General features: G+C 45.6%; 24 protein-coding genes, 1 tRNA gene and 1 pseudogene. 12 read left to right on the forward strand and 14 right to left on the reverse strand.

What is annotated here, in order from left to right:
- Positions 1 to 9: 9 nt before the first annotated feature.
- From AZI87_RS01370 to AZI87_RS01380, 3 genes are all read left to right on the forward strand, one after another.
- Positions 10 to 1209: a hypothetical protein gene (locus AZI87_RS01370; protein ID WP_063204656.1), complete on the forward strand. Its 1200-nt coding sequence runs from the start codon at positions 10 to 12 to the stop codon at positions 1207 to 1209.
- A 2-nt stretch (positions 1210 to 1211) separates the two neighbouring features.
- Positions 1212 to 1706, forward strand: a complete 495-nt coding sequence (locus AZI87_RS01375; protein ID WP_063204657.1) for a hypothetical protein — start codon at positions 1212 to 1214, stop codon at positions 1704 to 1706.
- A 69-nt stretch (positions 1707 to 1775) separates the two neighbouring features.
- Entirely contained in the window at positions 1776 to 2591 is an 816-nt protein-coding gene (locus AZI87_RS01380) for a substrate-binding periplasmic protein (protein WP_063204658.1), read from the forward strand.
- Here the strand turns inward: AZI87_RS01380 and AZI87_RS01385 are convergent.
- The 5 genes from AZI87_RS01385 to AZI87_RS01405 all read right to left on the reverse strand — a co-directional run bounded on the left by AZI87_RS01385 (position 2588) and on the right by AZI87_RS01405 (position 8797).
- The gene (locus AZI87_RS01385) at positions 2588 to 3073 is read right to left on the reverse strand and encodes a hypothetical protein (RefSeq protein WP_063204659.1); all 486 of its coding nucleotides are present in this window, start codon (positions 3071 to 3073) and stop codon (positions 2588 to 2590) included. The two genes, AZI87_RS01380 and AZI87_RS01385, sit on opposite strands and share 4 nt — an antisense overlap.
- Positions 3074 to 3151: 78 nt before the next feature.
- Complete coding sequence (locus tag AZI87_RS01390; protein ID WP_063204660.1) at positions 3152 to 4267, reverse strand: hypothetical protein; 1116 nt, start codon at positions 4265 to 4267, stop codon at positions 3152 to 3154.
- Positions 4268 to 4409: 142 nt separating this feature from the next.
- On the reverse strand, positions 4410 to 5516 hold the full coding sequence (locus AZI87_RS01395) for an esterase-like activity of phytase family protein (protein ID WP_063204661.1): 1107 nt from the start codon (positions 5514 to 5516) through the stop codon (positions 4410 to 4412).
- 13 nt (positions 5517 to 5529) lie between these two features.
- The gene (locus AZI87_RS01400) at positions 5530 to 6438 is read right to left on the reverse strand and encodes an ADP-ribosylglycohydrolase family protein (protein WP_063204662.1); all 909 of its coding nucleotides are present in this window, start codon (positions 6436 to 6438) and stop codon (positions 5530 to 5532) included.
- A gap of 97 nt (positions 6439 to 6535) precedes the next feature.
- The gene (locus AZI87_RS01405; RefSeq protein ID WP_063204663.1) at positions 6536 to 8797 is read right to left on the reverse strand and encodes an aconitate hydratase; all 2262 of its coding nucleotides are present in this window, start codon (positions 8795 to 8797) and stop codon (positions 6536 to 6538) included.
- Between the two features lie 86 nt (positions 8798 to 8883).
- On the opposite strand from AZI87_RS01405, the gene cobB reads away from it, so the two are divergent.
- Both cobB and AZI87_RS01415 read left to right on the forward strand, forming a co-directional pair.
- A complete protein-coding gene (gene cobB / locus AZI87_RS01410) occupies positions 8884 to 9591 on the forward strand; it encodes a Sir2 family NAD+-dependent deacetylase (RefSeq protein ID WP_063204664.1) in 708 nt (235 codons plus the stop codon).
- A 143-nt stretch (positions 9592 to 9734) separates the two neighbouring features.
- The gene (locus AZI87_RS01415) at positions 9735 to 10877 is read left to right on the forward strand and encodes a hypothetical protein (RefSeq protein ID WP_063204665.1); all 1143 of its coding nucleotides are present in this window, start codon (positions 9735 to 9737) and stop codon (positions 10875 to 10877) included.
- Positions 10878 to 10951: 74 nt separating this feature from the next.
- Here the strand turns inward: AZI87_RS01415 and AZI87_RS01420 are convergent, their stop codons facing one another.
- Complete coding sequence (locus tag AZI87_RS01420) at positions 10952 to 11281, reverse strand: hypothetical protein (protein WP_063204666.1); 330 nt, start codon at positions 11279 to 11281, stop codon at positions 10952 to 10954.
- 107 nt (positions 11282 to 11388) lie between these two features.
- Positions 11389 to 11865, reverse strand: a pseudogene (gene msrB / locus AZI87_RS01425) (peptide-methionine (R)-S-oxide reductase MsrB); the annotation flags it as partial.
- A gap of 138 nt (positions 11866 to 12003) precedes the next feature.
- Here msrB and AZI87_RS01430 point away from each other — a divergent pair.
- Together AZI87_RS01430 and AZI87_RS01435 are read left to right on the forward strand one after the other, a co-directional pair.
- Positions 12004 to 12543: a hypothetical protein gene (locus tag AZI87_RS01430; RefSeq protein WP_063204668.1), complete on the forward strand. Its 540-nt coding sequence runs from the start codon at positions 12004 to 12006 to the stop codon at positions 12541 to 12543.
- 113 nt (positions 12544 to 12656) lie between these two features.
- Entirely contained in the window at positions 12657 to 15329 is a 2673-nt protein-coding gene (locus AZI87_RS01435) for a tail fiber domain-containing protein (protein ID WP_081112093.1), read from the forward strand.
- A gap of 20 nt (positions 15330 to 15349) precedes the next feature.
- Here AZI87_RS01435 and AZI87_RS01440 read toward each other — a convergent pair whose 3' ends face one another.
- From AZI87_RS01440 to AZI87_RS01470, 7 genes are read right to left on the reverse strand one after another with little or no spacing between them, the layout of a single operon-like run.
- The gene (locus AZI87_RS01440; protein WP_063204670.1) at positions 15350 to 17314 is read right to left on the reverse strand and encodes a BatD family protein; all 1965 of its coding nucleotides are present in this window, start codon (positions 17312 to 17314) and stop codon (positions 15350 to 15352) included.
- The gene (locus tag AZI87_RS01445) at positions 17298 to 18038 is read right to left on the reverse strand and encodes a tetratricopeptide repeat protein (RefSeq protein WP_253696323.1); all 741 of its coding nucleotides are present in this window, start codon (positions 18036 to 18038) and stop codon (positions 17298 to 17300) included. The genes AZI87_RS01440 and AZI87_RS01445 overlap by 17 nt, the downstream gene beginning before the upstream one ends.
- Positions 18035 to 19099: a vWA domain-containing protein gene (locus tag AZI87_RS01450; protein ID WP_063204671.1), complete on the reverse strand. Its 1065-nt coding sequence runs from the start codon at positions 19097 to 19099 to the stop codon at positions 18035 to 18037. Before AZI87_RS01450 ends, AZI87_RS01445 begins: the two co-directional genes overlap by 4 nt.
- Positions 19099 to 20109: a vWA domain-containing protein gene (locus AZI87_RS01455; RefSeq protein WP_063204672.1), complete on the reverse strand. Its 1011-nt coding sequence runs from the start codon at positions 20107 to 20109 to the stop codon at positions 19099 to 19101. The genes AZI87_RS01450 and AZI87_RS01455 overlap by 1 nt, the downstream gene beginning before the upstream one ends.
- Complete coding sequence (locus AZI87_RS01460) at positions 20106 to 20996, reverse strand: hypothetical protein (protein WP_063204673.1); 891 nt, start codon at positions 20994 to 20996, stop codon at positions 20106 to 20108. Before AZI87_RS01460 ends, AZI87_RS01455 begins: the two co-directional genes overlap by 4 nt.
- Entirely contained in the window at positions 20996 to 21865 is an 870-nt protein-coding gene (locus AZI87_RS01465; protein WP_063204674.1) for a DUF58 domain-containing protein, read from the reverse strand. Before AZI87_RS01465 ends, AZI87_RS01460 begins: the two co-directional genes overlap by 1 nt.
- Complete coding sequence (locus AZI87_RS01470) at positions 21865 to 22857, reverse strand: AAA family ATPase (protein WP_081112094.1); 993 nt, start codon at positions 22855 to 22857, stop codon at positions 21865 to 21867. The genes AZI87_RS01465 and AZI87_RS01470 overlap by 1 nt, the downstream gene beginning before the upstream one ends.
- Before the next feature lie 126 nt (positions 22858 to 22983).
- Between AZI87_RS01470 and AZI87_RS01475 the strand changes: the two genes are divergently transcribed.
- The 5 genes from AZI87_RS01475 to AZI87_RS01495 all read left to right on the forward strand — a co-directional run bounded on the left by AZI87_RS01475 (position 22984) and on the right by AZI87_RS01495 (position 26517).
- A complete protein-coding gene (locus AZI87_RS01475; RefSeq protein ID WP_063204675.1) occupies positions 22984 to 23796 on the forward strand; it encodes a M56 family metallopeptidase in 813 nt (270 codons plus the stop codon).
- A 48-nt stretch (positions 23797 to 23844) separates the two neighbouring features.
- A complete protein-coding gene (locus AZI87_RS01480; RefSeq protein ID WP_063204676.1) occupies positions 23845 to 24093 on the forward strand; it encodes a DUF1844 domain-containing protein in 249 nt (82 codons plus the stop codon).
- A gap of 12 nt (positions 24094 to 24105) precedes the next feature.
- On the forward strand, positions 24106 to 25539 hold the full coding sequence (locus AZI87_RS01485) for a trypsin-like peptidase domain-containing protein (RefSeq protein ID WP_063204677.1): 1434 nt from the start codon (positions 24106 to 24108) through the stop codon (positions 25537 to 25539).
- Between the two features lie 294 nt (positions 25540 to 25833).
- Positions 25834 to 26157 carry a septation regulator SpoVG gene (gene spoVG / locus AZI87_RS01490; protein WP_041872822.1) on the forward strand — a complete coding sequence of 108 codons (324 nt, stop codon included), beginning with the start codon at positions 25834 to 25836 and terminating at the stop codon, positions 26155 to 26157.
- 284 nt (positions 26158 to 26441) lie between these two features.
- Positions 26442 to 26517: transfer RNA gene (locus AZI87_RS01495), tRNA-Gln, on the forward strand.
- Positions 26518 to 26537: the final 20 nt, after the last annotated feature.

Consider the following 26537-nt stretch of genomic DNA (forward strand, 5'->3'; position numbering starts at 1 on the left):
AAAGAACTTATGCGGTTTATTGCCTTTTTGTTTTTATTCATCTTTGCGAGCGGCACCCTTTGGGCGAATGGAAAAGCCTACCTAGACCTTGAAGACGGTCAGATTGTTTCCGTATTCAATCAACCCGGTATGAACTGGAAAAACTGTGCGGGCGATGCCAAATGTAAATCTGTCGCATGGCCCGATAGTTCCGCGCAAATAGAAGTTGTTTCCCCCATCAAAAAAATGAAAGTCGAAGATCCTTACACCGGTAAACTGGAAATGGAAGAATACGTTCAGGTGAAGTACCGCTATAAGCGCACGGTGAATGGCAAAGTCTATACGCAAGAAGGTCAGGGTTGGATTGACGCCGCTTATGTGACTAATGCTAAAAAGAGTTCTTTCTATGGAACGGCCGCGGCTGAAAAAGAAGAATGTCCTCCGGGCGCAAAAACTCCAGCTAAAGATATACAAAAAAGTTTAGAACCTTTGCAAAAGTCTTTATCAAATCACTCGGTCACAGATACGGCGAAAGCTCTGTCGCCGTACGTTGGCGCTTGCGTGATCAATCCTAAAAATCCGCCATCGCCATATGCGGGCGGAAATCCCTACGATGCTTACGTGCTTCCGGCTTTAAAAAAGCAAGGTGTACCGAAAATTAAAAAAGAAGATGGCACCCTCATGACCCAACAAGATTTGATCGAGGTCGATGCCCTGGCGCGCACACTTTATGCCGAGATGGCTCGTTGTTTCAAACATGGTCTTCACTACCCGATGACAGTGGCTAAAATTTCCATCAATCGTGCTGAAGCATCACAGCGTAAAGCCGAATTTATTAAAGGCGATCATGCCGCTATTAAAACTCCTTTGGCAAAAGTTGTGACATCTCCTTCTCAATTTTCACTGTGGCTTAAAAAGATTGATGGTAAAGACAATCCAAGTCTGCGCCACGGTCTTTGCCCGCCATCAAGTAAGGACAAGGCCTTCTGGACCGGCGCCAAACCTCCGCCTTTTGAGCAGGATATCTGGGAAAATACGATGAGGATTGCGACTGAAGCCGTTTTATTCCCGAAAAAATTTAATGCACGTACTAAGCAAGTAAAGCAGTTTCATTACACGTCCGGGATGGATGGATTCTATGGAATGAAACAAGTCTTCCCTTGGATTGAAGAACGCAAAGTTTCTAAAAATGCTTGTGTACAGGTCTGGGACGACAAAGTAAAATCCTAAGCATGAACAATTCGACATCCAATTTTGTGTTCTTAATGGATTGTGCTGATTTTTCTGAAGCGCAAGTTGTGAAATCTTTTTTGGAATCTCAAGGATTTCATCCGCGTGTGCGCGATGAACAAACCCGCACCGTGGCTCCCCATCTGGGACAACTTCTGGGAAAACTGACTCTGGAAATTCCCGAACACGAATATATGGAAGCCTCTTTAGAGCTAGAACGAAGAGAGCCTCCGAGAATTCAAATCGTTCATGAGAATGATCTGGAAACAACTCAAGCTATGGCCAAGAAGGCTCTTTGGAATGCGATTCTAGGCTGTATTTTTATTCCTCTTCTTTGCAACTTCTATTCGATGGTGTTGGGTTATAGAGTCCTGCGCCAGGAAGTACCTTTGACTAAGACCAGTCGCAATCGCCTGCTCTGGGCCATCGTGTTTAACTCTTTTGCCTTCTACGTTTGGCTGACAATTGGTCCAAAATATTTCTTTAAAAATTATTAGCTCACGTTTTTAACCCTGTTTTTCAGCACGACGTGATTAATAGGAACCCTTTTCAGTTATGCTGAAAGCATGAAAAACATTCTGCCAGGCTTATTATTTTTTTTAGCGCTGGCTCTCTCTGCTAAGGGCCAGTCGCATGTCGTCGTCGGTCACGATTTTGATCCCTTTTATTATAGTGATGCCGGTCCGGGAATTCAGGGAGCCTGCTACGACATCCTCAAAAAACTCTGCGAATCCAACGAAGAAAGCTGCAAATTTAAAATCGCACCTTTACGTAACATGTTACGCATGTTGAAAGAAGGAGAAGCCGACATTGGCTGCCCACTGGGTCCTTCTCCTCAAAGAGGACGCGTTTACTACTATTCAGAAAAGGTCTTCGACACTCGTTATTCTTTTTTTGCGCGCCCCGCTGTTGCTAAAAAAATCAAAGACTATGATTCTTTGAGCCATCTGAAAGTCGGCGTCTTTTCCCCTTCTATGACCGAAGTGAGCCTGCAACAAGTTCACGAATACGTAGATAAGAAATTCAAAATTTATCCTGAAAAAACCGTGATCAACACCTTAAGAAAAGTTGAAAACAACAGCTATGACCTGGCCTATGCCAATGCCGATGTCGCTAAGACCTGGATTAAAAAAAATCGCAGCAAACTTGTCGAAGTGACAGGGCTGGGTGAGCCTACGGAATACTCGATTGTTTTTTCTCGCAAGAAATTTTCTGCCTTGGAATTTCAGAAATTTCAAACGAAGTTGCGCGAACTGCAACACACTCATGCGCTTGATGAGATCGCCGCCAAACACGGTTTAAAAATTTCATTGAGTGAAGAACCAAGTGAAGCAAGATCCAACGGAGGTTCCAGAAGAACTCCGGCGACTAAAAATCCTTAGTAGTACTTGTCTAAAAAGCGGAAGTATTGGTCCTTAAAGACATCCAAGTCCATACGGTTTCCTTGAGAGTCCTGCATTTCAGGTATACTCAGAACAATCTTGTCTTTGACTTTCTTATATTCCAAAAACTTGGTGAAAAGTACTTGCGCATCTTCGCCACTTTGTTCGGAAAAGTACGGCACGAAGAAACTTTCAATCTCTGCTTTATCGGGCAGAAAACCTTCGACCATATTTAACTGATTCACGAAAACGCGGGGGCAATAAAAAAGCTTTAAACGCTGACAGCGCACCCGTTGAATGAAGTTATGAAAATTGCGAATGCCTAAAGAATTGATCGCCTGCAGATCTTTAAGGTCAATGCTTAAATCGAAATTAGGATTCACCTCAACCCCATCAAGGGCCGAAGAGTACTCATTCAAACTGCCTTTAAGCAGGATGGTCGTACATTTGTCGGTAACGCTGAAAGAAAGTTGCAGAGCCATTAGGTTCCTTTGAGATCACCTATTATGCTCTGAACTTTCCTAAAAACAAAGTCCAGGGGTCACCGCTTCACGAAAAAATTAGCAGCGCGGTCCTTCTCCACAAATCAGAACGTCAGCTTCTTTGATTTTGAGGAGATTTTTAATACGCTCTTCGTTGGTAAAATGTGTTGCCGAGTCGCCTTCGTGCGCGTCGGGGATATGACATAACCAGTTCATAGCCAAGGAAATCCTGTCTTGCTTTGTCTTCACATCTGTCACGGCTTTTAAGTGAGCCATTAGAATACGCCCTGCGGTCATATCGGCCATAGCTTCTCGCTCGCGAGTTTCAAAGTATTTAGCGTCACGCTCAGGCATTGCGTTGCGAAGACACTTCGATGCCTCGACATCTTGAACGTCGACGCGCGTCTGGAACTGAAGTTGATGATACATCTCGTGAGCCAGCAGCATCACTAATGAAGTGATACGATCTTCTTTGTCTTTACCAGCCAGTTTAAGTAATTGCCCAGGGCACATTAAAATCACACCCGCGGAAGCTCCCGGAAGTAATGACGAGTGCGCTCTTAAACCTAGACCATCCCCCTCACAATTGCTGGTCGCAAGAATGGTCATCGCGTTTTTGCCTGGATAAGTATTTTCGATGATTCTTGAAATGGACATCACTTCAGTGGAATTAATCACGCTGATCTGATGCTTTTTTTCTTCTTCGGAAAGTGCGCTGGCTTGAATGTGCTCTGCATAGAGCTTCTGAACAAGAGTCTTGGTCTCTTGGATGTCTTTGTCATAATCATAGATCATGCGGTAAGCGGCATCTGACAGATGCAAAAAGCGCAGCTCTTCCTTATAGAGCTTTCCTGTTTGAAACTCTTCGTTTGTTCCTTTGAATTCCGCCGACAACTGTGGGAATTCTTTTTTTAGCTGGATCAAAGCTTTTTCACGGCCTTCTTTACGAATTGTTTCTGCGATCGGCGCCTCTTGAACCGCACACACCGTCTGCTTCGGTTTTTCGCAAAGATTCGTTGCTATTTTCTTTTCGTTTTTAGGAACGCCATCTTTGTGACTTGTCGCCGTCTGCCCTGCTTGCGCACCGGCATTTTTTTGACGCATTTTCGCTGCGTATTCGGAATCCTTTTTCGCACAAGCGGCTAAGGTGAATACGGCTGAAATCACAGTGACTGTTAAGAATGCTTTTTTCATGGACTGCTCCTAAGTTCGACACCTGTCGGGCGAAAAAAGGCGCGCGCCCGTGCGAGCACCCTTTAGATCGACCTTCAGCTGTCGAAGATCTTAAAAGCAATTTAAAGACCAAATGAGCGTCTCAGCCTGAGACACTCAGAGATTATTCACCGTCTACGGCAAAAACAATGAACTCTGTCAGTTCGGCTTTTGAAAAGTTATTATCGACCATGACTAAAAGGCTGCGACGGCCATCGGGAAGATTCGGCCCCCACGCCATGGCCTCAAAATTCTGAATGACCTTTTCACCGCGCACTTGAAGAAGATCTGTTTCAAAGTCGACGAGCTTCACTTTATCGACCGGCTGAAACGTCCCGGCTTCAAGTTTTGATGCCTCATGAACACTTTGAGCTTTTGATAAATCTGCCAAATAGATAGCAACTGTTTGCGCCCATTTTTTCGGGCCTAGAACACGCACGCCTCTTTCCATCACGAGCATTTTAGTTTCTGAAAGAGCGAGCATTTCAGAAACCCCTCTCATCACTTCTTTTCCTGCCGGAAGTTCATTGAAGGCGTCGATGTGATAAGCGTACTCAGCGATGGGCGCATACCCTTTATCTTTTTGATCTTCAAATTTCAGAATGCGAACGGTGTCGCCTTCCGCTTCTCTGCCATTTACAAGATCTTGAGTCAAAGCGGCTTCCGTCGTCGTGAAGACGTACTGACCGTCATTCCATGTCGTCAGGCTTTCAAAGGCCAGGTTTCCTTGAATGCCTTTAGTCTCGACGCCTGTCGCCTCTGGAAGAAACTTATCTGGCATTGGAAAATCAGATTTCCAAAGACCTTCAGGTGAAGTTCTAAAAATACGTGGCATCGCGCGAGGTTTTGCGTCGCTATTGCCTTCAGAGGAAAGAATTAAATCGCCTGAAGACAAGCGCACAAGTCCTTCTGGATCTAACATGGCTTTACGATCGCCATCCATAGGAAGTCCCGTCACAAAACGAACGGCTTTCGGTGTCAGCGTCACTTTTTTGTCGGAAGTGATTGTAAGATCAAATTCGTAAAAGCGTGGATCCCCGGCGCGACCCTTGTCATCAGAAAGAGCCGTCAAAGTTCCGTTATTAAAACTGATCGCAGATAGCCCCCCGATCGTCGTTTTTTGAAACTTTGTCCCTGTGGGAATAGATGTTTCAGCAAAGTATTCCAAGCTTAATGCCTGGGACTCTACACTGATCAAACTCAACACGAGTAAAGATAAAAGCAGCTTCATTCTAAAATTCCCCTCAATTCTTAAAGAAAGCGGCGCACAGTTTTTCAATCTCTTCTTTGTATTCCAGAACTTCAAGCCAACGCGCAGGAATGGCTTTCGGGCCATAATAAGCTCCGCATAAGACGCCCGCGACAGCTCCGCAAGAATCCGAATCATCGCCGCGATTGACAACCGCGACCAAAGCGTCTTCTAGCGAATCAAATTTCATAAAAGCCCACAATCCCGCACACAATGTATCTACACAGAATCCAGAAGTGGAAAGCTCGTTCCATTCGGTTTGCGGGATGAATTTCAGCTTTTCATAAATAAATGGACTGACTTTTTCGGCTTCATGCAAAGCTGTAGCAAAAATTTCTGCTTTGTTTTTTCCAGCCAGGACGGCCTTCACTGTTGGAACAAAAATCAAATCCGTATCGACACAGTGATGATGTCCATGAGTCATCTTGGTTTGTGTGACCATGATTTCGTGCAGACCTTGAATAACTTGATCTTGGTAATTCCCATGAGCATTGTCATGAAGAAGCGCGAGCGGCGCCACACGCATGATGGAACCATTACCCTGGAACTCATTATTCACATAACCACAGTCTTTGAGCGGCAGACCGTCTTTAAGGTTTTGCAGTCCTTTGATTGTTGTGGTGCCAATATCCGGTGGATTACTAGCATACCATTTCAACATTTCTGATTTAAGAATATCAAACGAGATTTCTTGAGGACTCTTTAATGCGCGCAAAAGACAAAGCATCAAATCCGTGTCGTCCGTCGCTTCGCCGGCTTTCCAGTTGAATTTACCGCCGCCGACGATTTCAGTCTTCGTGTTCCAAGAGGCTTGCGGAGGCAAAAATTCCCACGGAGCTCCTAACGAATCTCCTGCGTGCAAACCCCATAACATTCCTAGAACGCGCTCTTGATAAGACAACATGCCACAAAGTCTTAGCGGCAAAGGGGGGGGCTTGTCGACAATAAAAAAGCCCTCGTTTGTGACGAGGGCTTTCCCAATCAAATCTTAAAGATTTAAATTAAAGTCCGCGAATCAAATTCAACGCACTTCCCGCGCGGAACCATTTCAACTGTTCTGCGTTGTAAGTGTGTTTCAACTCGATAGCTTCAGAAGAACCATCCTTGTGTTTAAGGATCATCTTCACGTTTTTACCTGGAGCAAGATCTTTAAGATCTACTAGGCTTACAAGGTCTTCTTCTTGGATCTTGTCGTAGTCTTTTGGATTTACGAAAGTCAAAGCTAATACACCTTGTTTTTTCAAGTTTGTTTCATGGATACGAGCGAAGGACTTCGTCACAACAGCCGTGGCACCCAAGAATCTTGGAGACATCGCTGCATGCTCACGAGAAGAACCTTCACCGTAGTTTTCGTCACCGATGATCACCCAGCCTTTGCCGGCTTTTTGGTATGAGCGCGCGACTTGAGCAAACTCAACACCTGTTTGACCCGTCATTAAGTTGCGACCTTTACCGATTTCACCCGTGAATGCGTTATCCGCACCCAACAACATGTTGTTAGAGATGTTGTCTAAGTGACCACGGTAGTTCAACCACTTACCGCCCGGAGAGATATGATCCGTTGTACACTTACCTTTAGCTTTTGCCAAAACGTAGTTATCAACGAAGTCTTTACCATCCCATTTCGTGAACGGAGAAAGAAGTTGCAGACGCTCTGAAGTCGGGCTGACGGCCACTTGCGCCTGAGCACCCGCTGGTTTTTGGTAACCTTCCGTATCAGGGATGAAACCTTGAGCTGGAAGTTCTGGAGCTACCGGAGCTTGCAACTTGATTTTACCTTTTGGTCCTTCAAGTTCGTCTGTCGCTGGGTTGAAATCCAAACGACCTGCAAGACCCAATGCCATCACGATCTCTGGAGAAGCGATGAATGCCAAAGTTTCTGGGTTCGCGTCGTTACGAGCGCGGAAGTTACGGTTGAAAGAAGTCACGATCGTGTTCTTCTCTCCCGATTTTACGTCGTCACGTTTCCATTGACCGATACAAGGACCGCAAGCGTTCGCAAGAACAGTCGCACCCACTTCGTTGAACGTCGTCATTTGACCGTCGCGCTCAATGGTCTTTTGGATTTGTGTTGAACCTGGAGAAACCAAGAACGGTTGATTCATTTTCACGCCGATATCCATAGCTTGTTTCGCTACGAAAGCGGCGCGACCGATATCTTCGTATGAAGAGTTCGTGCAAGAACCAATCAAGGCTGAAGAGATTTTCGCTGTGTAACCTTTTTCTGCCACTTCTTTTTTAAGAGCAGAGATAGGACGAGCCAAGTCTGGAGTGTGAGGACCTACAAGGTGTGGTTCCAAAGCAGACAAGTCGATTTCGTAAACTTCGTCGAAGTATTTACCAGGATTTGCAACAACGTCTGCATCCGCAGACAAGATGTCTTTGTGAGCATCAGCGATAGACGCCAATTGATCACGGCCTGTTGATTTCAAGTAAGCGCCCATGCGCTCGTCATACGGGAATACAGAACATGTCGCACCCAACTCGGCACCCATGTTTGTGATTGTGGCTTTACCCGTACAAGAGATGGAAGAAGTGCCTTCACCGAAGTACTCAACGATTTTATCCGTTCCACCTTTTACAGTCAGCATTCCGCAAAGTTTCAAGATCACGTCTTTCGCAGAAGCCCAACCGCCCAACTTACCTTTCAAGTGAACACCGATAAGTTTTGGATTTTTAACTTCCCAAGGAAGTCCTACCATCACGTCAGAAGCATCAGAACCACCCACGCCCACAGCACACATACCCAAACCACCCGCATTCGGAGTGTGAGAGTCTGTACCGATCATCAAGCCACCTGGGAACGCGTAGTTTTCAAGGATCACTTGGTGAATGATACCGGCGCCGGGTCTCCAGAAGCCGATGTTGTAACGAGAAGATGTCGTCGCCAAGAATTCGAAAACTTCTTTGTTCGACATGTTGGAAGCCGCCATGTCAGCGTCTTTCCCTTTGTAAGCTTGGATCAAGTGATCGCAGTGAACTGTTGAAGGAACGGCTGCTTCATCTTTACCCGCAAGCATAAATTGCAACAAAGCCATTTGCGCTGTCGCATCTTGCATCGCTACACGGTCTGGTCTTAGAAGAAGAAAACTTTCTCCACGAACCAACTCTTGATTTTGTGGATCATCCAAGTGACCAAACAAGATTTTCTCCGCCAATGTCAAAGGGCGGTTCAAACGATTGCGAACTACAGCCAATCTTTCAGCTGTCTTCTTGTAAACGTTCTGTACCATTTCTGGTGACGTTTCGATTTTCGAAGCCATTGTTATTGCCTTTCTTTGAAGAACGCCCGATCATAATGAAAATCAGTTGAAAGCTCAACGAATCCGCGGCTTTGCGCGAGGCATAAATGGACTTAAGACTATTTAAGAACATCGTCATCCTAACGGGGGCTGGAATCTCGGCAGAGAGCGGGATTCGCACATTTCGCGACCAGGACGGCCTTTGGGAAGAGCACCGCATTGAAGACGTCGCCACACCTGAAGCTTTTGCTCGAGACCCCAAGTTGGTTCAGCGCTTCTATAACCTGAGACGGGCTCAACTGAAAGACCCGAAAATCCAGCCAAACCCGGCTCATCTCGCATTAGCTGAATTAGAACGCCTGTGGGAGGGGGACTTCCTGCTAGTCACCCAGAATGTCGACAACCTCCATCGCCGCGCCGGCTCTTCCCACTTACTCCACATGCATGGTCGACTGGACAAGGTTTTCTGCCTCCATTGTGATGAGCATTACGAATGGAACGAAGATTTGGCGGTCGACCAAAGCTGCGAGGCCTGTGGGCGAAAAGGCGGCGTGCGCCCTGATATCGTGTGGTTTGGGGAAATGCCTCACCACATGGAAGAAATCTATGCGGCTTTAGACAAAGCTGATTACTTTATCTCCATCGGCACCAGTGGCAATGTGTATCCGGCAGCAGGCTTTGTGCGCTTGGCGTGGAAGGCGAAAAAGATTGAGATCAATTTGAAAGACACCGAGATCTCTCCTGCGTTTGATGCTCATTTTGTCGGACGTGCTTCGACAGAAGTTCCGCGCTTTATTAAAGAACTGTTAGAGTAAAAATCTCCCGTTCCAGCAATTCCTAAGAGTGAAAACTGTCTGAAGTTTTGACTGTTTTTGGTAAAAAACTTCGAGCCCTGAATACGCATAGCTATTCTCATGTTTGTGCTTTAACTCTAGTGCCACTTTCAAAAGGTGGTTTTATGCTGCACAAAGCGGTTCTCGCTCTTTCGCTTCTTATGTCTCCGTCGGCCTTCGCCGAAGAGAATTCCTTTTGGCAGCTTCCCTCTTCAAGTCCCGACCACTACTGGCAAGTTCCCTTTGATCAATCTAAGGCGTACGAAGCCAATATGATCAAATCCCATCTGTATGTGCAGAAAGAAAGCTTGAACACGATTTTGAAAATTGATTTTGATGACTTCCGTGAAGTCCCGGATCTTTTTAAAAGCTACTTGCCTGGAGAAAATTTTGATCGTCCTCGTAAAGTCAGCATCTATTTAGCTTTAACAAACGACTACAATGTGTTGAGCCCTGTTGGTGTTGAGGCTGAGACCGATGACAACGGCTACACGCACGGTTCAAAAATCGTGATCGGCGGATTCTTGCCGCAAGGTCACTACATGAGTTTTGAATACTCGTCGGACCTTTATACTCAACCGATCGATGGGACGGCTTACAAACTGCCTGATGGTGGCCGTTACGTCAGCCAGCATTTTACGAATGAAAACGTTCTTAAAATCGTTCTAGATAATATCGATAAAAACCGCGGTAAGACTTTTTACTGGAAAGCGGAAGCTGGATGGCAACAACTTAAATCCGACTCTCCAGGAGGATATCTTGAAGGCGCGACTCAACAGGCGAAGTTCCACGCGTTGATCAATAAAGCCCAGAATGGCAAAATGAAAACTCCCATCAACGTAGATAACGGCAAAGACACTCGCAATGGTGCGATCTTGGGATTGTACGTTGGTATCGCTAAAGAATATCTGATGGCGAAAAATATGTGTCGCGTGCGTGCATTTGCAGAAAGTGGCGGTCGCGGCTCTACAATCAATGAAGCCAGCTACGTTGCAGCGAATGTTGGTGGTATTTTGTGGTGTCAAAGCTCTCCATCATCACTGACTTATCGTGCGGAGCTAGGTCATGAGTCGAAGCTTTATAACACAGGCTATGAAGGCACCGGTTATGCAGATATTTCGACAGGAAAAAACAACTGGAGAATCGGTTTTAGAATCATGCAAAAGCATGGAAAACTTTTGAACTATGTCGATTACAATCTTAAGAACATCAAAACTAATAAAATCGACATGATCTTTATGCTCTATTTCCGCTACGATTTTAGATAGTTCTGCAAAAGCACATCTGAAAATAAAAAAGGAGTCTTTCGACTCCTTTTTTTATTTCCAAATCTAAATAAGAATTAGAATCCAGAATAGCAACGACTTGAAGTGATAGTTTGTGACGCATCACGAACCATGTACAAGCAGCTGTCTTCAGCTCTGTGAAGTTGAACACGTGTGTGAGGAATTTCTTCGTACTCCCCGTTCACCAGTTCAATAGTGTGAGTGGGTGTCGCTTCCACGTCCAAGATCATTGGGTGGTTGCACATTTCTTGGTAGCCCCATTGAGTGTGCTTAGCTACTGTTTTGATCGCTGTTGTTAAACGTTCGTTGCGGATGTATTTATCGCAGCCTGCTGCCAATGCAGAAGACGCCGACAACACCATAACAAGTGCAAGTAAGATACGCATAAAAATGCCTCCGTTATTTAATTAGCGAAGGCATGTTTAGGTGTTTTTATCAGGAATGCCAACGACAAAGCCCTGACCTTTTCAAAACGAAAGCGCATTGAGAATGCCTAATAACCTGGCGCGCCAGCCTCGGGCTCGCCATCCTTTTGTTTCTTAAATAAAGGCAGATATTCTTCGTAGCCTTCTTTTTCTAAATCGCGGACGGGAATGAACTTAAGCGCGGCAGAGTTTAAACAGTAACGTTTGCCTGTGGGGGCCGGGCCGTCATTAAAGATATGACCTAGGTGGCAGTCCGCGAGTTTACTGCGCACTTCAATGCGTGGCACAGAAAGACTGCGGTCTACTTTCGTCGTGACATAGGATTCATCCAAAGGTTTGGTGAAACTAGGCCATCCGGTAGAAGAATCAAACTTATCTAACGAACTAAAAAGAGGCTCGCCAGAAACGACATCGACGTAAATACCTTCTTCGTGATTGTCCCAGTATTTATTTGAAAACGGTCGTTCGGTGCCTTCCATCTGTGTGACTTCGTATTGCAAGGGATTGAGTTTGTGTTTCAATTCCGATGACGTGGGTTTGTGGTAGTGAGAGAAATCTTTCATAACTCCTCCAATGTCTTTACACCCCTATTTTACTCTTATGGATTTGACGAAACACAGTTTTGCCTGCTGCCATGGGCTTTTTGTCTTGTTATTTCGCGAATTCTTAATAAGCTCGATTCTATGAAAACACTTCTTCTTGCTATGACATTTTTTTCCAACTTCGTCTTCGCAAACCCTGTCAACCCACAAGGTGAATTTCTGCGTTCATGTTATGAAGACGACACGGACTTTTTGGCTTCGGTTCTAAATATTGAAAATTCAGATTGGACCTTCACGCACACAGGATATGAAGATGAAAGCTGTTCTAAGCCTTACATCATTTATGAAGAAAAGTTTGCGGCTACCATTGATGGTGTGAACTTGGATCTTCAAGCGAAGCAAGCCTCCTACACCACTTTGACGGACACTGTGACAGAAGCTTTAAATATGATTGCCTACTGTGGGTTTCATGACTGGAAAACGGGAGAAAAGAAAATCGTCACGGACTTGATCTGTGATGACTATGCTCCACCACGCACCGACGAAACTCGATTCACGCTTTTGCAAATTTCCGAAGAAGGGGCGCAGCTTTCTTTAGGAAAAGAGTCTCACGGTCATAATGGAACTTCGGTCGACCGTCGACATACTGAATTAGACCCAAATTACTACATCAAAAAATAAATGGGATCGCTCTCTTAGAGAACGCCATAAGTAATATACACCTCTCGTCCTTCTAGCGATCCAAAAGTAGACAGCCTGATCAAGAGTTCTTAATAATATTCCGAAACGTTTGCATGAGATTTTTATTCCCGCTGAACGTTTTGATATGGGCTCTCATACCGGCTCTGCTATGGGCTACGCCTAATTCTTTGAATTATCAAGGGCGCATCTTGAAAGACGATGGCACTCCTCTTTTATATAATAATGTCAGCTTTAGTTTTGAGATCACGAATGCGGCAGAGACTTGCATCATGTACCGTGAACAGGTGAACGGTGTAAACCTTTCTGCGACCAAAGGTGTTTTTGATATCTCCATTGGTAGTGGCACAAAAATCTATCCCACCACCGCTTTTCAACTGAGTGAGGCCTTTCAAAGTGGTGTTTCTATAAATTGTGATGGCACCGCTCCGATCACGCCGACGGCGATCGAGACGCGCAAACTGCGTGTTCAATTTTTTGACGGATCTACCTGGAAGTCGATCACACCTGCTTTAGAAATACACTCTGTCCCTTTTGCTTTCTCAGCAGCAAAATTAGAAGGCAAATCAGCATCAGACTTTGTTATTAAAACAGGGCTTCCCGTCTGCGGAGCAGGAACATTTCTGTCGTGGTCCGGATCTGCCTTGACGTGCGAAGGTGTGACGGGATCTAACGGCGGAACCGTTACCAATGTGACTTCGACTAATTCCTATTTAAGTGTCACAAATGGAACTTCGACTCCCGCATTAACTTTAAATGTTGGCACGACGGCGAATACGGTCGCCGCGGGGAATGATTCGCGCTTTACGGACTCACGAAACCCTACAGGCACCGCAGGCGGAGACCTTGGCGGGACTTATCCAAGCCCTGATGTTGTCAAACTTCGTGGTGTGGCCGTGGCTTCAACAACACCTACCGCAACAAACAATCTTTTAAAATTTGATGGCACGGGTTGGGCTCCGGGGTTTGTGACAATCTCAGATGTGCGATCGACCGCCGCCGGCAATACGACCTTCTTTCCAACAACCTGCACGACAGCGCAAACTTTGAATTGGGAATCGGCGACAGATAAATACATTTGCGCCGACATTGCAATTCCCGATTCTAAAATCACCTATGCTTCGCAAACAGCGAAAACATTTTTTGCAGCCCCGACCGCAGGCGGCGCTCCTAGTTTTCGCGCGATCGCTTCTTCGGACTTACCGACAACGGGTGCTGATGGCGTCTTGATTAATGGTGGAAATACATTTTCTGCGAACTCTTCCATTGGTTTAAAAGATGCTTTCAATCTTAGTCTTCTAACAAATAATTCTCCCCGATTGAGCATCCTGGGCTCGGGGCAAGTAGGAGTGCAAACTTCAACACCGCCAGCCCCGTTTACTGTTCAGAACTCATTACTCGCCACAGCCTCGTCAACGGCCGCAGCACTCACGCCGACGCAGGTTTTAGTGAATGATGCCATCGATTTGCCGACGGGCCAACAAGCGAGTCTGTTGGTCCTTAGTCAACCTACACAAACTGCGAATGGCACGGGTCAATATAACGCCGCCGTCTTTGATATTAACTCCAACACGGGCGCATTCAATTTGCAGGGGACGCGTGGCCTTATGGTTATCAATACAAAGAATGGGTCCGGCACCGTCAGCAACCAAGTGGGCGGCATTGTCGGAAGCCTCTTGAAAGAAGGTACAGCAACCAGTCAGGCCGGGTTTCAGGTGACGGCTTCGGCAAGCGCAAGCACAACTCTTGGAAACCAGTATGGAACAAGCTCTTCTGTGACAAATACATCTTCAGGGACCGTCACCGTTCAAACGGCTTATCAAGGCACCGCAGTCAATTCGAGTGGCTCAACGGTGACGAACCAACACGCACTTTTTGCTTCCTCGACCAACTCGGGAACGGCGGCGTCCCAATACGGAGTTTTATCAAAGACGACTCATGATGCCGGCAACACTTTGCCTACGCAGTATGGAACTTATACGGTGGCCTCTAATAATGGTTTAGGAACCATCACAAATGCACACGGTAATTTCAATCAGGTCTTTAATGCGGGAGCTGGCACCACCACCAATGCTTACGGTACTTTCAGTCAAATTTGGAATGACGGCACGGGAACGATTGACAAGGCCTATGGATATTACGCCGATGTCTACAACCCCAATGGTGGAACTGTTGCCACTGGTTACGGATTGTATTTGGGTTCTGTCAGCGCCACTGCGAAATGGTCCATCTGGGCGAATGATGCCACAGCACCGTCGTATTTTGCAGGCAGGATCGGTATTGGAACCGCAACACCGACACACAATCTTCAAGTGGAAGGAACGGCGGGATTAAGTACGGGAACAGCTTGGACGAATACGTCAGATATTCGACTTAAAGATATTCAAGGAGATTACGAATACGGTTTGAATGAAATTTTAAAACTTCATACCGTGCGTTTTACCTACAAGAAAGACAACCCTTTAAAGCTTTCTTCGAAGCATAAGATGACAGGATTTATTGCGCAGGAAGTACAAAAAGTAATTCCTGATGCCGTCAAGGTTCGTCCGGATGGGTATTTAGAGTTGAACGTCGATCCTATTCACTGGGCGACCGTCAATGCTGTTCAGGAACTCAATGGCAAATGTGAAATGTCTCAAGAGCAGGTGTCTGCACTAAAACGTGAAGTCTCTTCTTTGAAAGAAGAAAATACTTTACTGAAGATGCGGCTTGAAAAACAGAATCAAGATTTAGAGATGATTAAAAAGAAATTGGGGCTTGCTGATTAAGCAAACCCCTTTTTTGATTCTTACTTTACTTCGACCGCTGAAATCACAGAGCTGATAACTTTTTTTGCTTTCTCGACATTGGTTTTCATCGTCGATGGATCCTTTAGCGACCCCAGCATTTCTTCCGGCGCAAAGCTCATCGTTTGAAAGATCTCAAAGTTCTTGGCGATTTCATCTCCATGATCTCTACGCAGACTTGGTGGCATTAAACCTAAAAGTCTTTCGATTTCTTGGGAAGCTCCACCTTCACCAGCGACCTCGCCTAAAACCAGGTAGAAAATATTCGTCATCTCCACACCCACCTTGCGGTAGTCGTTTTTCCCAAGAGCACTGTCGACTTGCTTGTAGCGTTTGTGAACAAGTTCTTTCAATGTGCGACGACGACGCCCCCATCCGAACTCTCGTTGCGCTTTAACTAACAACCCCAATCCCATAGCTCCGTAAATAATCGCCCACAACCAAGGACGATAAAGAACGCTGGCCTCGGTCGAAGGCTCCCAATTCATTACCGGATCTGGAAGTTTGTTTTCCACAACTGCCGGTTTCGTCGGTGTCTTTCCATCTGCTAAACGAGATGAGGAGCCGACGGGCGCATTGGGATTATTCACGACTTTTAAAGTGATCGGCTGAGTCGTGCGCATATAGTATTTACCCGATTGAGGATCAAACATACTGACACTCAAAGCAGGAATCACCATGTCGCCTTCTTGACGAGGAATGACTAAAACTTCAAATTCTTTGTAGCTGCGACCGTTTTTAAAGAACTTCGATTCTGATTTAGTGTCGTATTGCTCAAGACCCGTCGGCCATGCAATCGCGGGAAGATCGATGACTTTCGCATTCCCTGCGCCTTCAAAGCGCACTTTCAGACTTACAGGTTGATTCACTGGAGCTGTTTGATTTTCAACGCTCGAGTGAACTTCAAACTGCCCGACAGCGCCGGTAAAATCTTGCGGACGTCCCTCCGTCGGAAGAGGTTTTACTTTGATGTCGACACGAGCCGAACTTTTTGTGTACTCGTAAGGCTTCCCGTAAAAACCACCAAACTGCGCTAAAGTCCTTACGCGAGATTTGATTTTATATTCATCAATCACCGCGCGACCGGGTTTGATCGGAAACAAAGCATGAGATGCCAGCAAAGCTTTCTTCCAAGCCACTCCGTTCACAACTTCTTCTGTGAATTGAATAGACGGAACTTCTTCAATAATCTCTTTCCAGAAACCTTTTAAGCTTGGGAATTTCAAACGGTCCAAAGTTTCCATCTGTCCGCGGGTATAAATATACCAGTTCACAGTGACTTGTTCGCCCTCATAAACTTCGGTCTTGTCCACTTCAACAGAAATAAAAAAGGCTTCGTTGGGATTCGTTGGTAGACTTCGGAAAGCCGCTTCCGGAAGTCCGGTGTTTGCGGATGGCCAATTCATGTCATCAGGAACTTGACCCATCTGTTGTTGCAAGAGTCTTTGGCGCTGTCTTAAAAGCTGATTGAAGATCTCTTCATCGGCTTGATCCATAGCTTCAAACGGATCATCGAAGCCAGGTTGGGTCGGACGCTTCTGCGGTCTTCCCGCCGAACCTTGTCCACTCACCGTGACAAGAATCGGTTTTGTGCGATGAACTTTTCCATCCACCACGACCTCAAAGGCATCCACACTTAATTGCCCTGTACGCTTCGGGCCCATCGTGTAATGAAACTCTTTACGTCTTTGTGTTTGAAATTGCATTCCTTGCGGAGTTCCGACAAGTTTCTGCGCCACCGCCGTGGATTGAGAACTATTTAATAGATCAAAGCCATCTAAGTCCGGAATGCGCGGTTCTGCAATGTCATGATCTTCTGTCGATACAACAGAGACGGTCACTGTGAAAGTGTCAGTAAGACCGATTTCATTGCGATCCACTGTGGCCTGCACTGTCGGCGCGGCGTGCGCGAAGAATCCAAAAATGAGGACACTTAGAAAGAACAGGAAATTACCAGTCTTTGTCACGAGGCTGCTCCTTCACTTCTTTGCGATTGTACTCAGCACGGATTTTTTCTTCCTGCTGTTTCAACTCGCCCAGAATCTTTTTAACATCAGCTTCTGAAAGTTCCTTTCCTTGGAAAGGACGAGGCTTGTATTTCGGCGACTGTTGCACTTGCTTCTTATCATCCTTGGGCTCTTGATCTTTGGGATCTTTATCCTTTTGATCTTTGCCGTCTTGATTTTGCTGCTGTTGCTGGTTTTGATCGCCTTGCTGATTTTGTTGATCTTGTTTGTTCTCTCCACCCTGTCCTTGTTGGGACTGAGTCAGAAGTTCGATATTGGTTTTTACTTCGTTAGACGTCGGAATGATTTCTAAGGCCTTTTGATATACGGCCAAAGCTTCATCCACTTTCTTCGCTTTTCCTAAAAGTTGAGCACGGTTAAAGCGCGCCATAAAAACAAGCTCTAACTTTTCTTCTTTTAAAGCCAAGTTTTCGGCTTCCTGATAGGATTGCAGAGCTTTTTCAGCTTGTTGCAGACCCTCAAAGCTCAACCCTAAATTTAAATGCAGTTGCCCGACGAAAGGATCAAAGCGCAAAGCCTCAAGATATTTATCCATCGCCGGTCCGTATGCTTGCGCTTGAACCTGCTTATTGCCTTCGCGGTTTAATTCCAATGTTTTTAGATGCGGCCTTCCCGGTCCACATCCCACAAACAATAAAGGGGCAAGAACTAAAAGCTTCCTCATTGTGGTGGCACCTCATAGCGTCCTTTCCAGAAACGGAAAGAATGACGTCGTTCGCCTAAGAAGATTTCTAAAAGAGCTAACAAAATACCTATGAATAAAATCATTTGAAAACGCTCTTCGTATTGCACGGCCATCGTCGTATCAAATTGCGTGCGTTCCAATTTTCCAATGTCTTCGACTAAGAGCTTCGTTTGATCGCCGCCGAAAGTGGCAAAATAGAAACTTCCTTTACCCGCTTCAGCTAAAGCTCTTAAAGCATCGCCCTTCACCGTGGTGATGATGGTTTGTCCCTGACGATCTTTCTTATAACCTTTTAAAAAACCCATACCGTCACGAACAGGGATGGCTCCGCCTTTTTCAGTTCCATAAGCGAGAGAAAAAATACGAACCCCTTCATCAGCCATTTTCTTAGCTTCATCCAAAGCGCCCTGCTCGTGGTCTTCACCGTCAGAGGCAATCAAAACAACGCGAGTCACTTTCACCGTGTTGTCCGTTGAAACGCCACCACGCTCAAAAGCCTCTTTAGAAATACGAAGAGCTTCAGTGAAGTTCGTACCTTGAGTAGATACGGATGAAGGTTCTAATGATTCTAAATACATTTTGATAGCGCCCGGATCATTCGTAAGCGGAGATAGCAACGCCGCGGAACCGGCAAACGCCACCACGCCCACTTTATTTCCCGGCATCAGATCGATCAAACGACTGAGTTCTGATTTCGCTTGAGCCAAGCGCGAAGGTTTTACATCTTCCGCCGTCATACTTTCAGAGACGTCTACGGCAAAGATGATTTCCACACCTTCACTTTTCACCTCTTGCTGACTCTCACCCATTTGTGGACGAGCCAAAGCCAAGACGAAGAAAAAGACGACTAAAAGCTGCAGAATGTTTTTAATAGCTCTTTTCTTTGACGATACGGAGCTTGAAAGGAATGGATAAAGTCTTTTACCAATCGCACTTTGCAAAACCTGCCGCGAGCGACGGTCAAAGAAGAAACCAATCACGACAATAACGGGAATCAACCAAAGATAGTTAAAGGCGGCGATGTTTTCAAAGCGAAACATTATGGCACCCTCCTTAACCAAGATCTTCCTAATAAGATGGCGATAAGATAAGTGATTAAAGCCATCACAAGGTAAGGCGGAAATTCTTCCGTGTAACTTGTGAACTTATTCACGTCGATTTTCGTTTTTTCGAGATTGTCGATATCGTTAAAGACTTTCTGTAATGCGCCTTCATTTGTCGCGCGATAATATTTACCACCGGTCTCAGAAGCCATGCGACCTAAAAGATCATCGTTCACGGCACTTTCAAACGGCTGATAAGTTTTGATCTTTTGGCCGAAGATGTCTCGAGTGTAAACCGGGATTCTTGTCGGTCCGTCTTTACCGATACCGATAGAGTAAACCTTAATGCCGTAACCTTTGGCGATCTCTAAGCCCGTTTCTGGATCAATGGTGCCTGAGTTGTTTTCACCGTCTGTCATAAAGATCATAACACGGCTTTTTGCTTGAGAATCTTTTAAGCGTCCCGCCGCGTTTGCCATTGAAACACCTAATGCGGTTCCGTCTTTGATTTTGGCGCTGGAGGCACTGGTGATTTCACCCACGCGCTGAAGGATTAATTGATAATCCAATGTCGGGGGAACTAAAGTGAACGACTCACCCGCAAAAACGACCAGACCGATACGGTCGGAAGTTCGGGCTTCGATAAACTTTTTAATCGTTTCTTTTGCCGCTTCAAGACGATTCAAAGGCTTCATATCTTCGATTAACATACTGTCAGAAACGTCCAGACAGATGACGATATCGATACCTTCGACATTCTTACGGATCTTTGTATTCGTTGTTTGGGGACGAGCTAAAGCGATGATAGCAAAAATAAGTGCCACGCCCTTAAGCAACATGGGAAGATGCATAAGTCGCGAACGCAAGCTGGGACTGACTGATTTCAAAAGTTCAACAGATCCAAATTGCAACGTCGGCGTCTTTGTTCTTTTTTTCCAAAGAACCCACGCCAAAATTAAAACCAAAGGAAGGATCAACCAGAAAGCCGCTAAGGAATGAAAAGTCATGGCAATCTCTCCATCTTCTCAACCAATAAGCGGCAGTGAGTTGTGATGTTTAAAACATCTTGTTCATTCAATTTTTCTTTATCTTGAATAGCGCGGTTGTACTCTTTAAAAAGATTCTTTAGATCAGGGCCGTATTCGACATAAACGGCACGATGATACTTCTTAAGATCTTTTAAAATAAGTCTGTCACTCCACTCCATCGCTGGCATTTGATAGCGACGAGTAAGGAAGAGTTTTAACATGTCATAGGTTAAAGTGATGGCCTCAGGAATATGGTTCGGATCAGCCTTGCCACCAAAGAAAACGGTGTTCGTTCTTTGAAGACGACGCAAGTTTTGATGAAATTGCGCGAGCGGCGACATCGCCGAGTCATGCTCTTTCAACTTCGCCAGCATGTTACGACGTTGAACCACGCGATAGACTTTTCCCGCAAGCATAAGGATGACTAATCCGATAACACCTGCCAAAAGAGCCCAGTACAACATCGGCACCGGTAAAGACGCAGGGCCAATAGGACCAAAGGGCTCTTGTTTCACCTGTGGCTGGCCAGGTTCTGGTTTTTCTAAAACAGATTCTACCTGATATTGAATCGGACCCAAACTAAGAGTCGTCGTGCCATCGGAAAGTTGTAAATCTTGATACTGAAAATTCCCGGCCTTGTAAGCGGTGACTTTCACATCGGCTTGAGTGGTGGTTCTGAACTCAAATCCCAAAAGATGAATTTGATATTTCTCTTCAGGCTTTAAATTGAAATGCAATTTTTCTTGGGCAAGGTCTTTCGGGAACTCTCCGTCACAGACTAAAAGAAATTCGCGACCCACCGTTAATTGGTTGTCGTTCAATCCTTCGACCGAAGGTATTTCTGTCTTGCACTGAATAGCTGCCATTATTTTCTCTTCTTAAAAAACGCCACCAGCGGATTGACGTAGTCTTCGCTGGATCTTACATCGACACGTTCCACCTGCGACAAACGCAGCAGGCGATCACGCTGTTCCTTGTTTTTTTGAACAGCTTCCTCATACTGAGTGCGAAACGCTTCAGATGAAGTGTCGACGGTGATGACTTCACCCGTTTCAGCATCCTGAACCTCGATGACTCCCATTTTGGGAAGCGAGTATTCAGCTGCATCGTTCACCACACAGGCGACGACGTCATGCTTTCTGCCAAGAAGTCGTAAACTTTGATCAAATCCTTGATCCATAAAATCGCTGAACACAAAAATCGTTGCGCGTTTTTTCAAAACGCCTTGCAAATAGCTAAAGCCTTGAGAAAGTTTCGTGCGATGACTTTTGGGTTGATAATAAAACAAATCACGAAGCAAACGATGAACGTGACCACGCCCTTTTTTCGGAGGCACAAAATGTTCGACCTGGTCACTGAATAGCAACAAGCCAATTTGGTCGTTATTCTTCACGGCCGAGAAAGCCAAAAGAGCTGCCATATGAGTCATCACTTCGCCCTTAAAATAAGGACCCGTTCCGAAATCACTGGAACCACTGACGTCGACCGCTAAGATCAGGGTCAACTCACGCTCTTCTTCAAAAGTTTTGATATAAGGCTTTCCCGTGCGCGCAGTTAAGGGCCACGAGATGCTACGAACGTCATCTCCAGGCACATACTCGCGAAAGTCTGCAAAGGTCATCCCTTGGCCTTTGAAAGCCGTGTGATATTCGCCCGCAAAAAGATTGTTCACAAGCTTCCTTGTGTTGATCTCTAAGAGCTTAACCTTTTTTAAGACCTCTGGAGGTAAACTCACTATGGAACCTCAACCTGGCTAAGGATTTCTTTGATGATGTCGTCTGACTTGATGTTTTCGGCTTCGGCTTCGTAAGTCAGGATCAGACGATGTCTCATCACGTGATAAGCAATCGCCTTCACGTCTTCTGCCGTCACGTAACCGCGACCACGAATAAATGCGTGAGCTTTTGCAGCACGATACAAACTGATCGTCGCGCGCGGTGAACCACCGACATTGATTAAGTTTGCGATACGGCTAAGACCGTACTCACCCGGCTTACGTGAAGCCATGATGATTTCTACAATGTAGTTTTTGATTTTTGCGTCGACGTAAATTTGGTCGGCGCGTGCAGAAGCTCTTAGAAGATCTTCTTTCGAGATCACCGGATTCACGACAGGTTTTTCGTTTGAACCCATGCGGTTTAAGATCTCAAGCTCTTCACCTTTACCTGGATAAACGACGTTGATCTTGAACATGAAACGGTCCATTTGCGCTTCCGGTAACGGATAGGTTCCTTCTTGTTCGAGCGGGTTTTGAGTCGCAAGCACTAAGAATGGATTCGAAAGTTTATAAGACTCTTCACCAATGGTGACTTGTTTTTCCGCCATGGCCTCTAGAAGTGCGGATTGAACTTTTGCAGGCGCACGATTGATCTCATCGGCCAAAACGATGTTCGTGAAGATCGGACCTTTTCTTGGTGCGAACTCCCCTGATTTTGGATTGAAGATCATCGTACCAATCAAATCCGTAGGTAAAAGATCCGGAGTGAATTGGATTCTTTGGAAATCCAGAGAAATTGATTGCGACACCGTGGCGATGGTTAAAGTTTTCGCCAAACCAGGGACACCTTCTAGCAAGATGTGTCCACCCGTCAGCAAACCCATCATGATGCCTTCCACCATTTCTTTTTGACCGACGACGACTTTGTTAATTTCCGTCATCATTTTTTCAATAAATTGGCTTTCTTGTTTGATGGCAGCATTCAGAGCCATGATGTCAACTTCGCTCACCTATTCCTCCTCGGAAGATAACCTCTCTATTTCACAATTTTCCTATTAAGTTCGCAAGCTTGGACTTTCTAGGACAGTGCTTCCTCTACCCTTGCCAAGGACGGCAGAAAGTGGGACAAAATTATTATGATTAACAACAATACAAAAGTCTGGATCTTCATTCTTACAAGCTGCTTAGCACTTCTTGTCGTCGGTTATCAGTTGGGCGAACGCCTGGGATTGTTAATCGGTTTCCTGCTGTCGCTGCTATTAAACTTCTTCGTTTTCTTTTACGGAGAAAGCCGCGTTCTTGCGAAGCTCAATGCAAAACGCCTTAAAGGCCAAGACTCTTGGGGTTTGATTTCTAAAGTAGAAAAAATCTCTGCTGAACTTGGAATGCCAGCTCCCGCGATCTACATCACACCGCACACGTCGGCGAATGCTTTCTGCGTGGGGCATTCTTGGAAGCGCGGATCATTGGGCTTCACTGCCGGACTTTTACAAAAGCTCGATGAAAAAGAATTAGAAGCCGTGGTCGCCCATCAAATTTGTCACATCCGTCGCCTGGATACTTTTGCATTTGGCGTCAGCAGTACACTCGCCAATTCCATCGTGGGCTTGGGGCAATTCTTAGACAATCTTCTTCCGTACAACTTGCAGTTCTTTATGCCTTTGTTGTCTCCGGTAGGATGGCTCATTATTAAGTTTGTTGTCGGCGAAAAATCTTTTTTTGAGAATGATTTGATGGCCTCAGAACTTCTGGAAAATCGCGGAAGACTGGGCGAAGTTTTGTGGCGCATGGAAGGGTTGGCTCAGACCAATCCGTTAGAGATTCCGCCATGCACAAGTCACCTTTTCATGGTGAATCCAGAAGGTTTTAAACAAAAGAATTTATTTTTGAAATCCCACCCTGCCATTGAAGTGCGTTTGCAAAAATTGATGGGTTACTACCCCATCTAACTTGACAGAGGGATTTCACAACTCAAGCTTTTATAAGGTGGTTTAATTATGGGTGAAAAATTAGAAGCCTCTTTTTCTGTACTTATCATGTCCATTGCCTCTTCCGCTGTTATGGCCATGGGTCTAGCTCCCAATCCGCAAACTGGCGAAACATCCAAAGACAAGAATATGGCTCGCTTTAATATCGACCTTCTTCTGGTGCTTCAAGAAAAGACCAAAGGAAATCTGACTGGCGATGAAACCAAATTTTTGGAAAACTTAATAAGTGATTTGCAAATGAAGTACGTGTCCATCTAAAGGAGACTTTGTATGAAGAAGTTCTTAGTGTTGCTTCTTGCGGTGTCCATGGTTGCACCGGTGACCGAAGCACAAACAGTTTTACCAAAAGACGCACCGAAATTAAAACTCAGCGATCCTCTTCCGGGAAATCTTTTTGTTGAGTTGGCAAAAGCCGTAAACCCTGCGGTTGTAAATATCTCTACCACCGCTCTTCCTAAAAATATGCCAGGTCGTCGTGATCCGATGCTTGATATGTTGGAACAGCTTTATGGTTTCCGCATGCAACAACCTCAACAGCAACAGCGTCCGCAACAAATGGGCTTGGGAACAGGCTTCATCATTCGTGAAGATGGTTTGATCATCACCAACAATCACGTGATCGCGGGTGCCGATGTCATCAATGTTCAGCTGAACGAAAAATCCAAAGACGTCTATGAAGCGACGTTGATCGGAAGCGATGAAAGAACAGATATCGCGTTAATTAAGATCACCCCTAAAGCCGGCGAAAAGCTTCCTTACGCTGTTCTTGGTTCTTCAAAAGATCTAGAAGTGGGTGAATGGGTCACCGCTTTCGGTAATCCGTTTGGCCACGGTCACTCAATGACTAAAGGTATCGTTTCTTCAAAAGGTCGCGACATCACAGAAATCAATAAAATTCCTTTGATCCAAACAGATGCGAGCATCAATCCGGGGAACTCCGGCGGTCCTCTGGTAAATACAAAAGGACAAGTCATCGGCGTGAACTCCGCCATCGATGCCCGCGCTCAGGGTATTGGCTTTGCCATTCCTATCGATGAAGTGAAAGCCATCCTTCCTGTACTTGAATCTAAAGGGAGGATTGCTAGAGGTTACATCGGCGCGGCATTGGGAGATTTGGATCCTGATGCTGCTGAGTACTTGGGTCTTGGTGATGTTCGTGGTGCAGTTATCACAAACATGGATCCGAAAGGACCTGCTTTCAAATCAGGAATGAAAACTTATGACATCGTCACTGAGTTTAACGGAAAAACCATCCGCAACTCTTTAGACTTGATGGATGCCGTGGCTGACTCCCCGATCGGAAAACCGGCAAAAGCCAAAGTCATCCGCAACAACAAAGAAGTTTCATTGTCAGTGAACGTGGCTGAGCGCGCAGAAGACAAACGCATCGTCAAAGCTCAGGCAAAATCTTACGAAGGTCAAAAAGCTCCATTCAATTTAGGCTTCTCTGTGATGGACCCAACGCCAGAACTAAGAACAGAATGGGGTCTTCCTTCAGACATGAAACAACCGGTCGTGATTGAAACCGAGCGCTCCAGCGCCGCATCCCGCGGAGGCCTGCGCGTCGGCGACGTAGTTCTAGATGTGAACAAAAAGCCTGTGGACAACACCAAAGATGTCCTCAAACACCTCAAAAAAGGCGACAACACCCTCAGAATCGCCCGCAACACCCGCATCCAAATCATCAACATCACCGCCAACTAAAAGGTGCCTGCTTCTTTTTTGGAATCCGGCGCGTTAAAAGCCCACTTTTTGAAGTGGGCTTTTTTTATTTTTAGCGCGTCAATACGCATACGTAATATGGGATTTCTTTGTTTACATGCTATACAAATGGGCACTTTGTCTCACTCCGGGACAAGGCGGTCGGGGCTTTGAATATGAATTAAAAAAATCCTCGACCTAGGTCTTTAGTTTTTTTCGGGTCTTCCGAGAAGAATAACGGACCATAGTATGGCTCCAAAGTTTGCAACAAGAACGACACCGCGAAAGGGACACTACATGAAAGTCACCGAGGTCAAAGTATTTCCAGTCAATGAGGACCGCCTTAAGGCCTACGTGTCCATCACTCTCGACAATTGTTTCGTCGTCCGCGACCTGAAAGTGATTCAGGGAACCAGCGGCCTTTTCGTGGCGATGCCCAGTAAAAAACGCAAAGATGGTCAGTTCCGCGATATCGCACATCCGTTAAATCAGGAAACGCGAACAATGATCGAAGATCTGATCTTTGAAGCTTATGAAAAAGAATTAAAATCCATGGGAGAAACCCTCGTAAATCTGAAACGCCAAAAGGCGCCTAACAGCGACTACGGCGACGATTACTAAGGTTGAAGTTCCCTGCTCATCGCCAACTTGTTTTCTGGTGTGGAGAAGACAAGGGAGGCGGCTTCAAATAAAACCCATGGAACCTTTAAAGCCCGTCGATCCCGACGGGCTTTTTTTGTTCGGGTGCCTGCTTCTTTTTTGGGTCTACACAGCGTTATCTTTCCCAAAAGGTGCCACCGGACTTTTGGTTTGCGTCCCCTTCTTAACGATCTGTTGACGCATTGAATCTTTTCTTGCTTTTGCAGGGCAAAATCCGTAATTTAGCGATTCGTAAGTCTTCTAATTGGGGTATCGTCAAGTTGGTAAGACAACAGATTTTGATTCTGTCATTCGCAGGTTCGAGTCCTGCTACCCCATCCAATTTTTCATCTATCTTCAAA

This window comes from Bdellovibrio bacteriovorus (genome assembly GCF_001592745.1).
In the GTDB taxonomy this organism is placed as follows: domain Bacteria; phylum Bdellovibrionota; class Bdellovibrionia; order Bdellovibrionales; family Bdellovibrionaceae; genus Bdellovibrio; species Bdellovibrio bacteriovorus_B.

Coding starts and splice junctions, on each gene's coding strand:
- AZI87_RS01370 (WP_063204656.1), top strand. CDS start 10: ATGCGGTTTATTGCCTTTTTGTTTTTATTCATCTTTGCGAGCGGCACC.
- AZI87_RS01375 (WP_063204657.1), top strand. CDS start 1,212: ATGAACAATTCGACATCCAATTTTGTGTTCTTAATGGATTGTGCTGAT.
- AZI87_RS01380 (WP_063204658.1), top strand. CDS start 1,776: ATGAAAAACATTCTGCCAGGCTTATTATTTTTTTTAGCGCTGGCTCTC.
- AZI87_RS01385 (WP_063204659.1), bottom strand. CDS start 3,073: ATGGCTCTGCAACTTTCTTTCAGCGTTACCGACAAATGTACGACCATC.
- AZI87_RS01390 (WP_063204660.1), bottom strand. CDS start 4,267: ATGAAAAAAGCATTCTTAACAGTCACTGTGATTTCAGCCGTATTCACC.
- AZI87_RS01395 (WP_063204661.1), bottom strand. CDS start 5,516: ATGAAGCTGCTTTTATCTTTACTCGTGTTGAGTTTGATCAGTGTAGAG.
- AZI87_RS01400 (WP_063204662.1), bottom strand. CDS start 6,438: ATGTTGTCTTATCAAGAGCGCGTTCTAGGAATGTTATGGGGTTTGCAC.
- AZI87_RS01405 (WP_063204663.1), bottom strand. CDS start 8,797: ATGGCTTCGAAAATCGAAACGTCACCAGAAATGGTACAGAACGTTTAC.
- cobB (WP_063204664.1), top strand. CDS start 8,884: ATGGACTTAAGACTATTTAAGAACATCGTCATCCTAACGGGGGCTGGA.
- AZI87_RS01415 (WP_063204665.1), top strand. CDS start 9,735: ATGCTGCACAAAGCGGTTCTCGCTCTTTCGCTTCTTATGTCTCCGTCG.
- AZI87_RS01420 (WP_063204666.1), bottom strand. CDS start 11,281: ATGCGTATCTTACTTGCACTTGTTATGGTGTTGTCGGCGTCTTCTGCA.
- AZI87_RS01430 (WP_063204668.1), top strand. CDS start 12,004: ATGAAAACACTTCTTCTTGCTATGACATTTTTTTCCAACTTCGTCTTC.
- AZI87_RS01435 (WP_081112093.1), top strand. CDS start 12,657: ATGAGATTTTTATTCCCGCTGAACGTTTTGATATGGGCTCTCATACCG.
- AZI87_RS01445 (WP_253696323.1), bottom strand. CDS start 18,038: ATGAGGAAGCTTTTAGTTCTTGCCCCTTTATTGTTTGTGGGATGTGGA.
- AZI87_RS01450 (WP_063204671.1), bottom strand. CDS start 19,099: ATGTTTCGCTTTGAAAACATCGCCGCCTTTAACTATCTTTGGTTGATT.
- AZI87_RS01455 (WP_063204672.1), bottom strand. CDS start 20,109: ATGACTTTTCATTCCTTAGCGGCTTTCTGGTTGATCCTTCCTTTGGTT.
- AZI87_RS01460 (WP_063204673.1), bottom strand. CDS start 20,996: ATGGCAGCTATTCAGTGCAAGACAGAAATACCTTCGGTCGAAGGATTG.
- AZI87_RS01475 (WP_063204675.1), top strand. CDS start 22,984: ATGATTAACAACAATACAAAAGTCTGGATCTTCATTCTTACAAGCTGC.
- AZI87_RS01480 (WP_063204676.1), top strand. CDS start 23,845: ATGGGTGAAAAATTAGAAGCCTCTTTTTCTGTACTTATCATGTCCATT.
- AZI87_RS01485 (WP_063204677.1), top strand. CDS start 24,106: ATGAAGAAGTTCTTAGTGTTGCTTCTTGCGGTGTCCATGGTTGCACCG.
- spoVG (WP_041872822.1), top strand. CDS start 25,834: ATGAAAGTCACCGAGGTCAAAGTATTTCCAGTCAATGAGGACCGCCTT.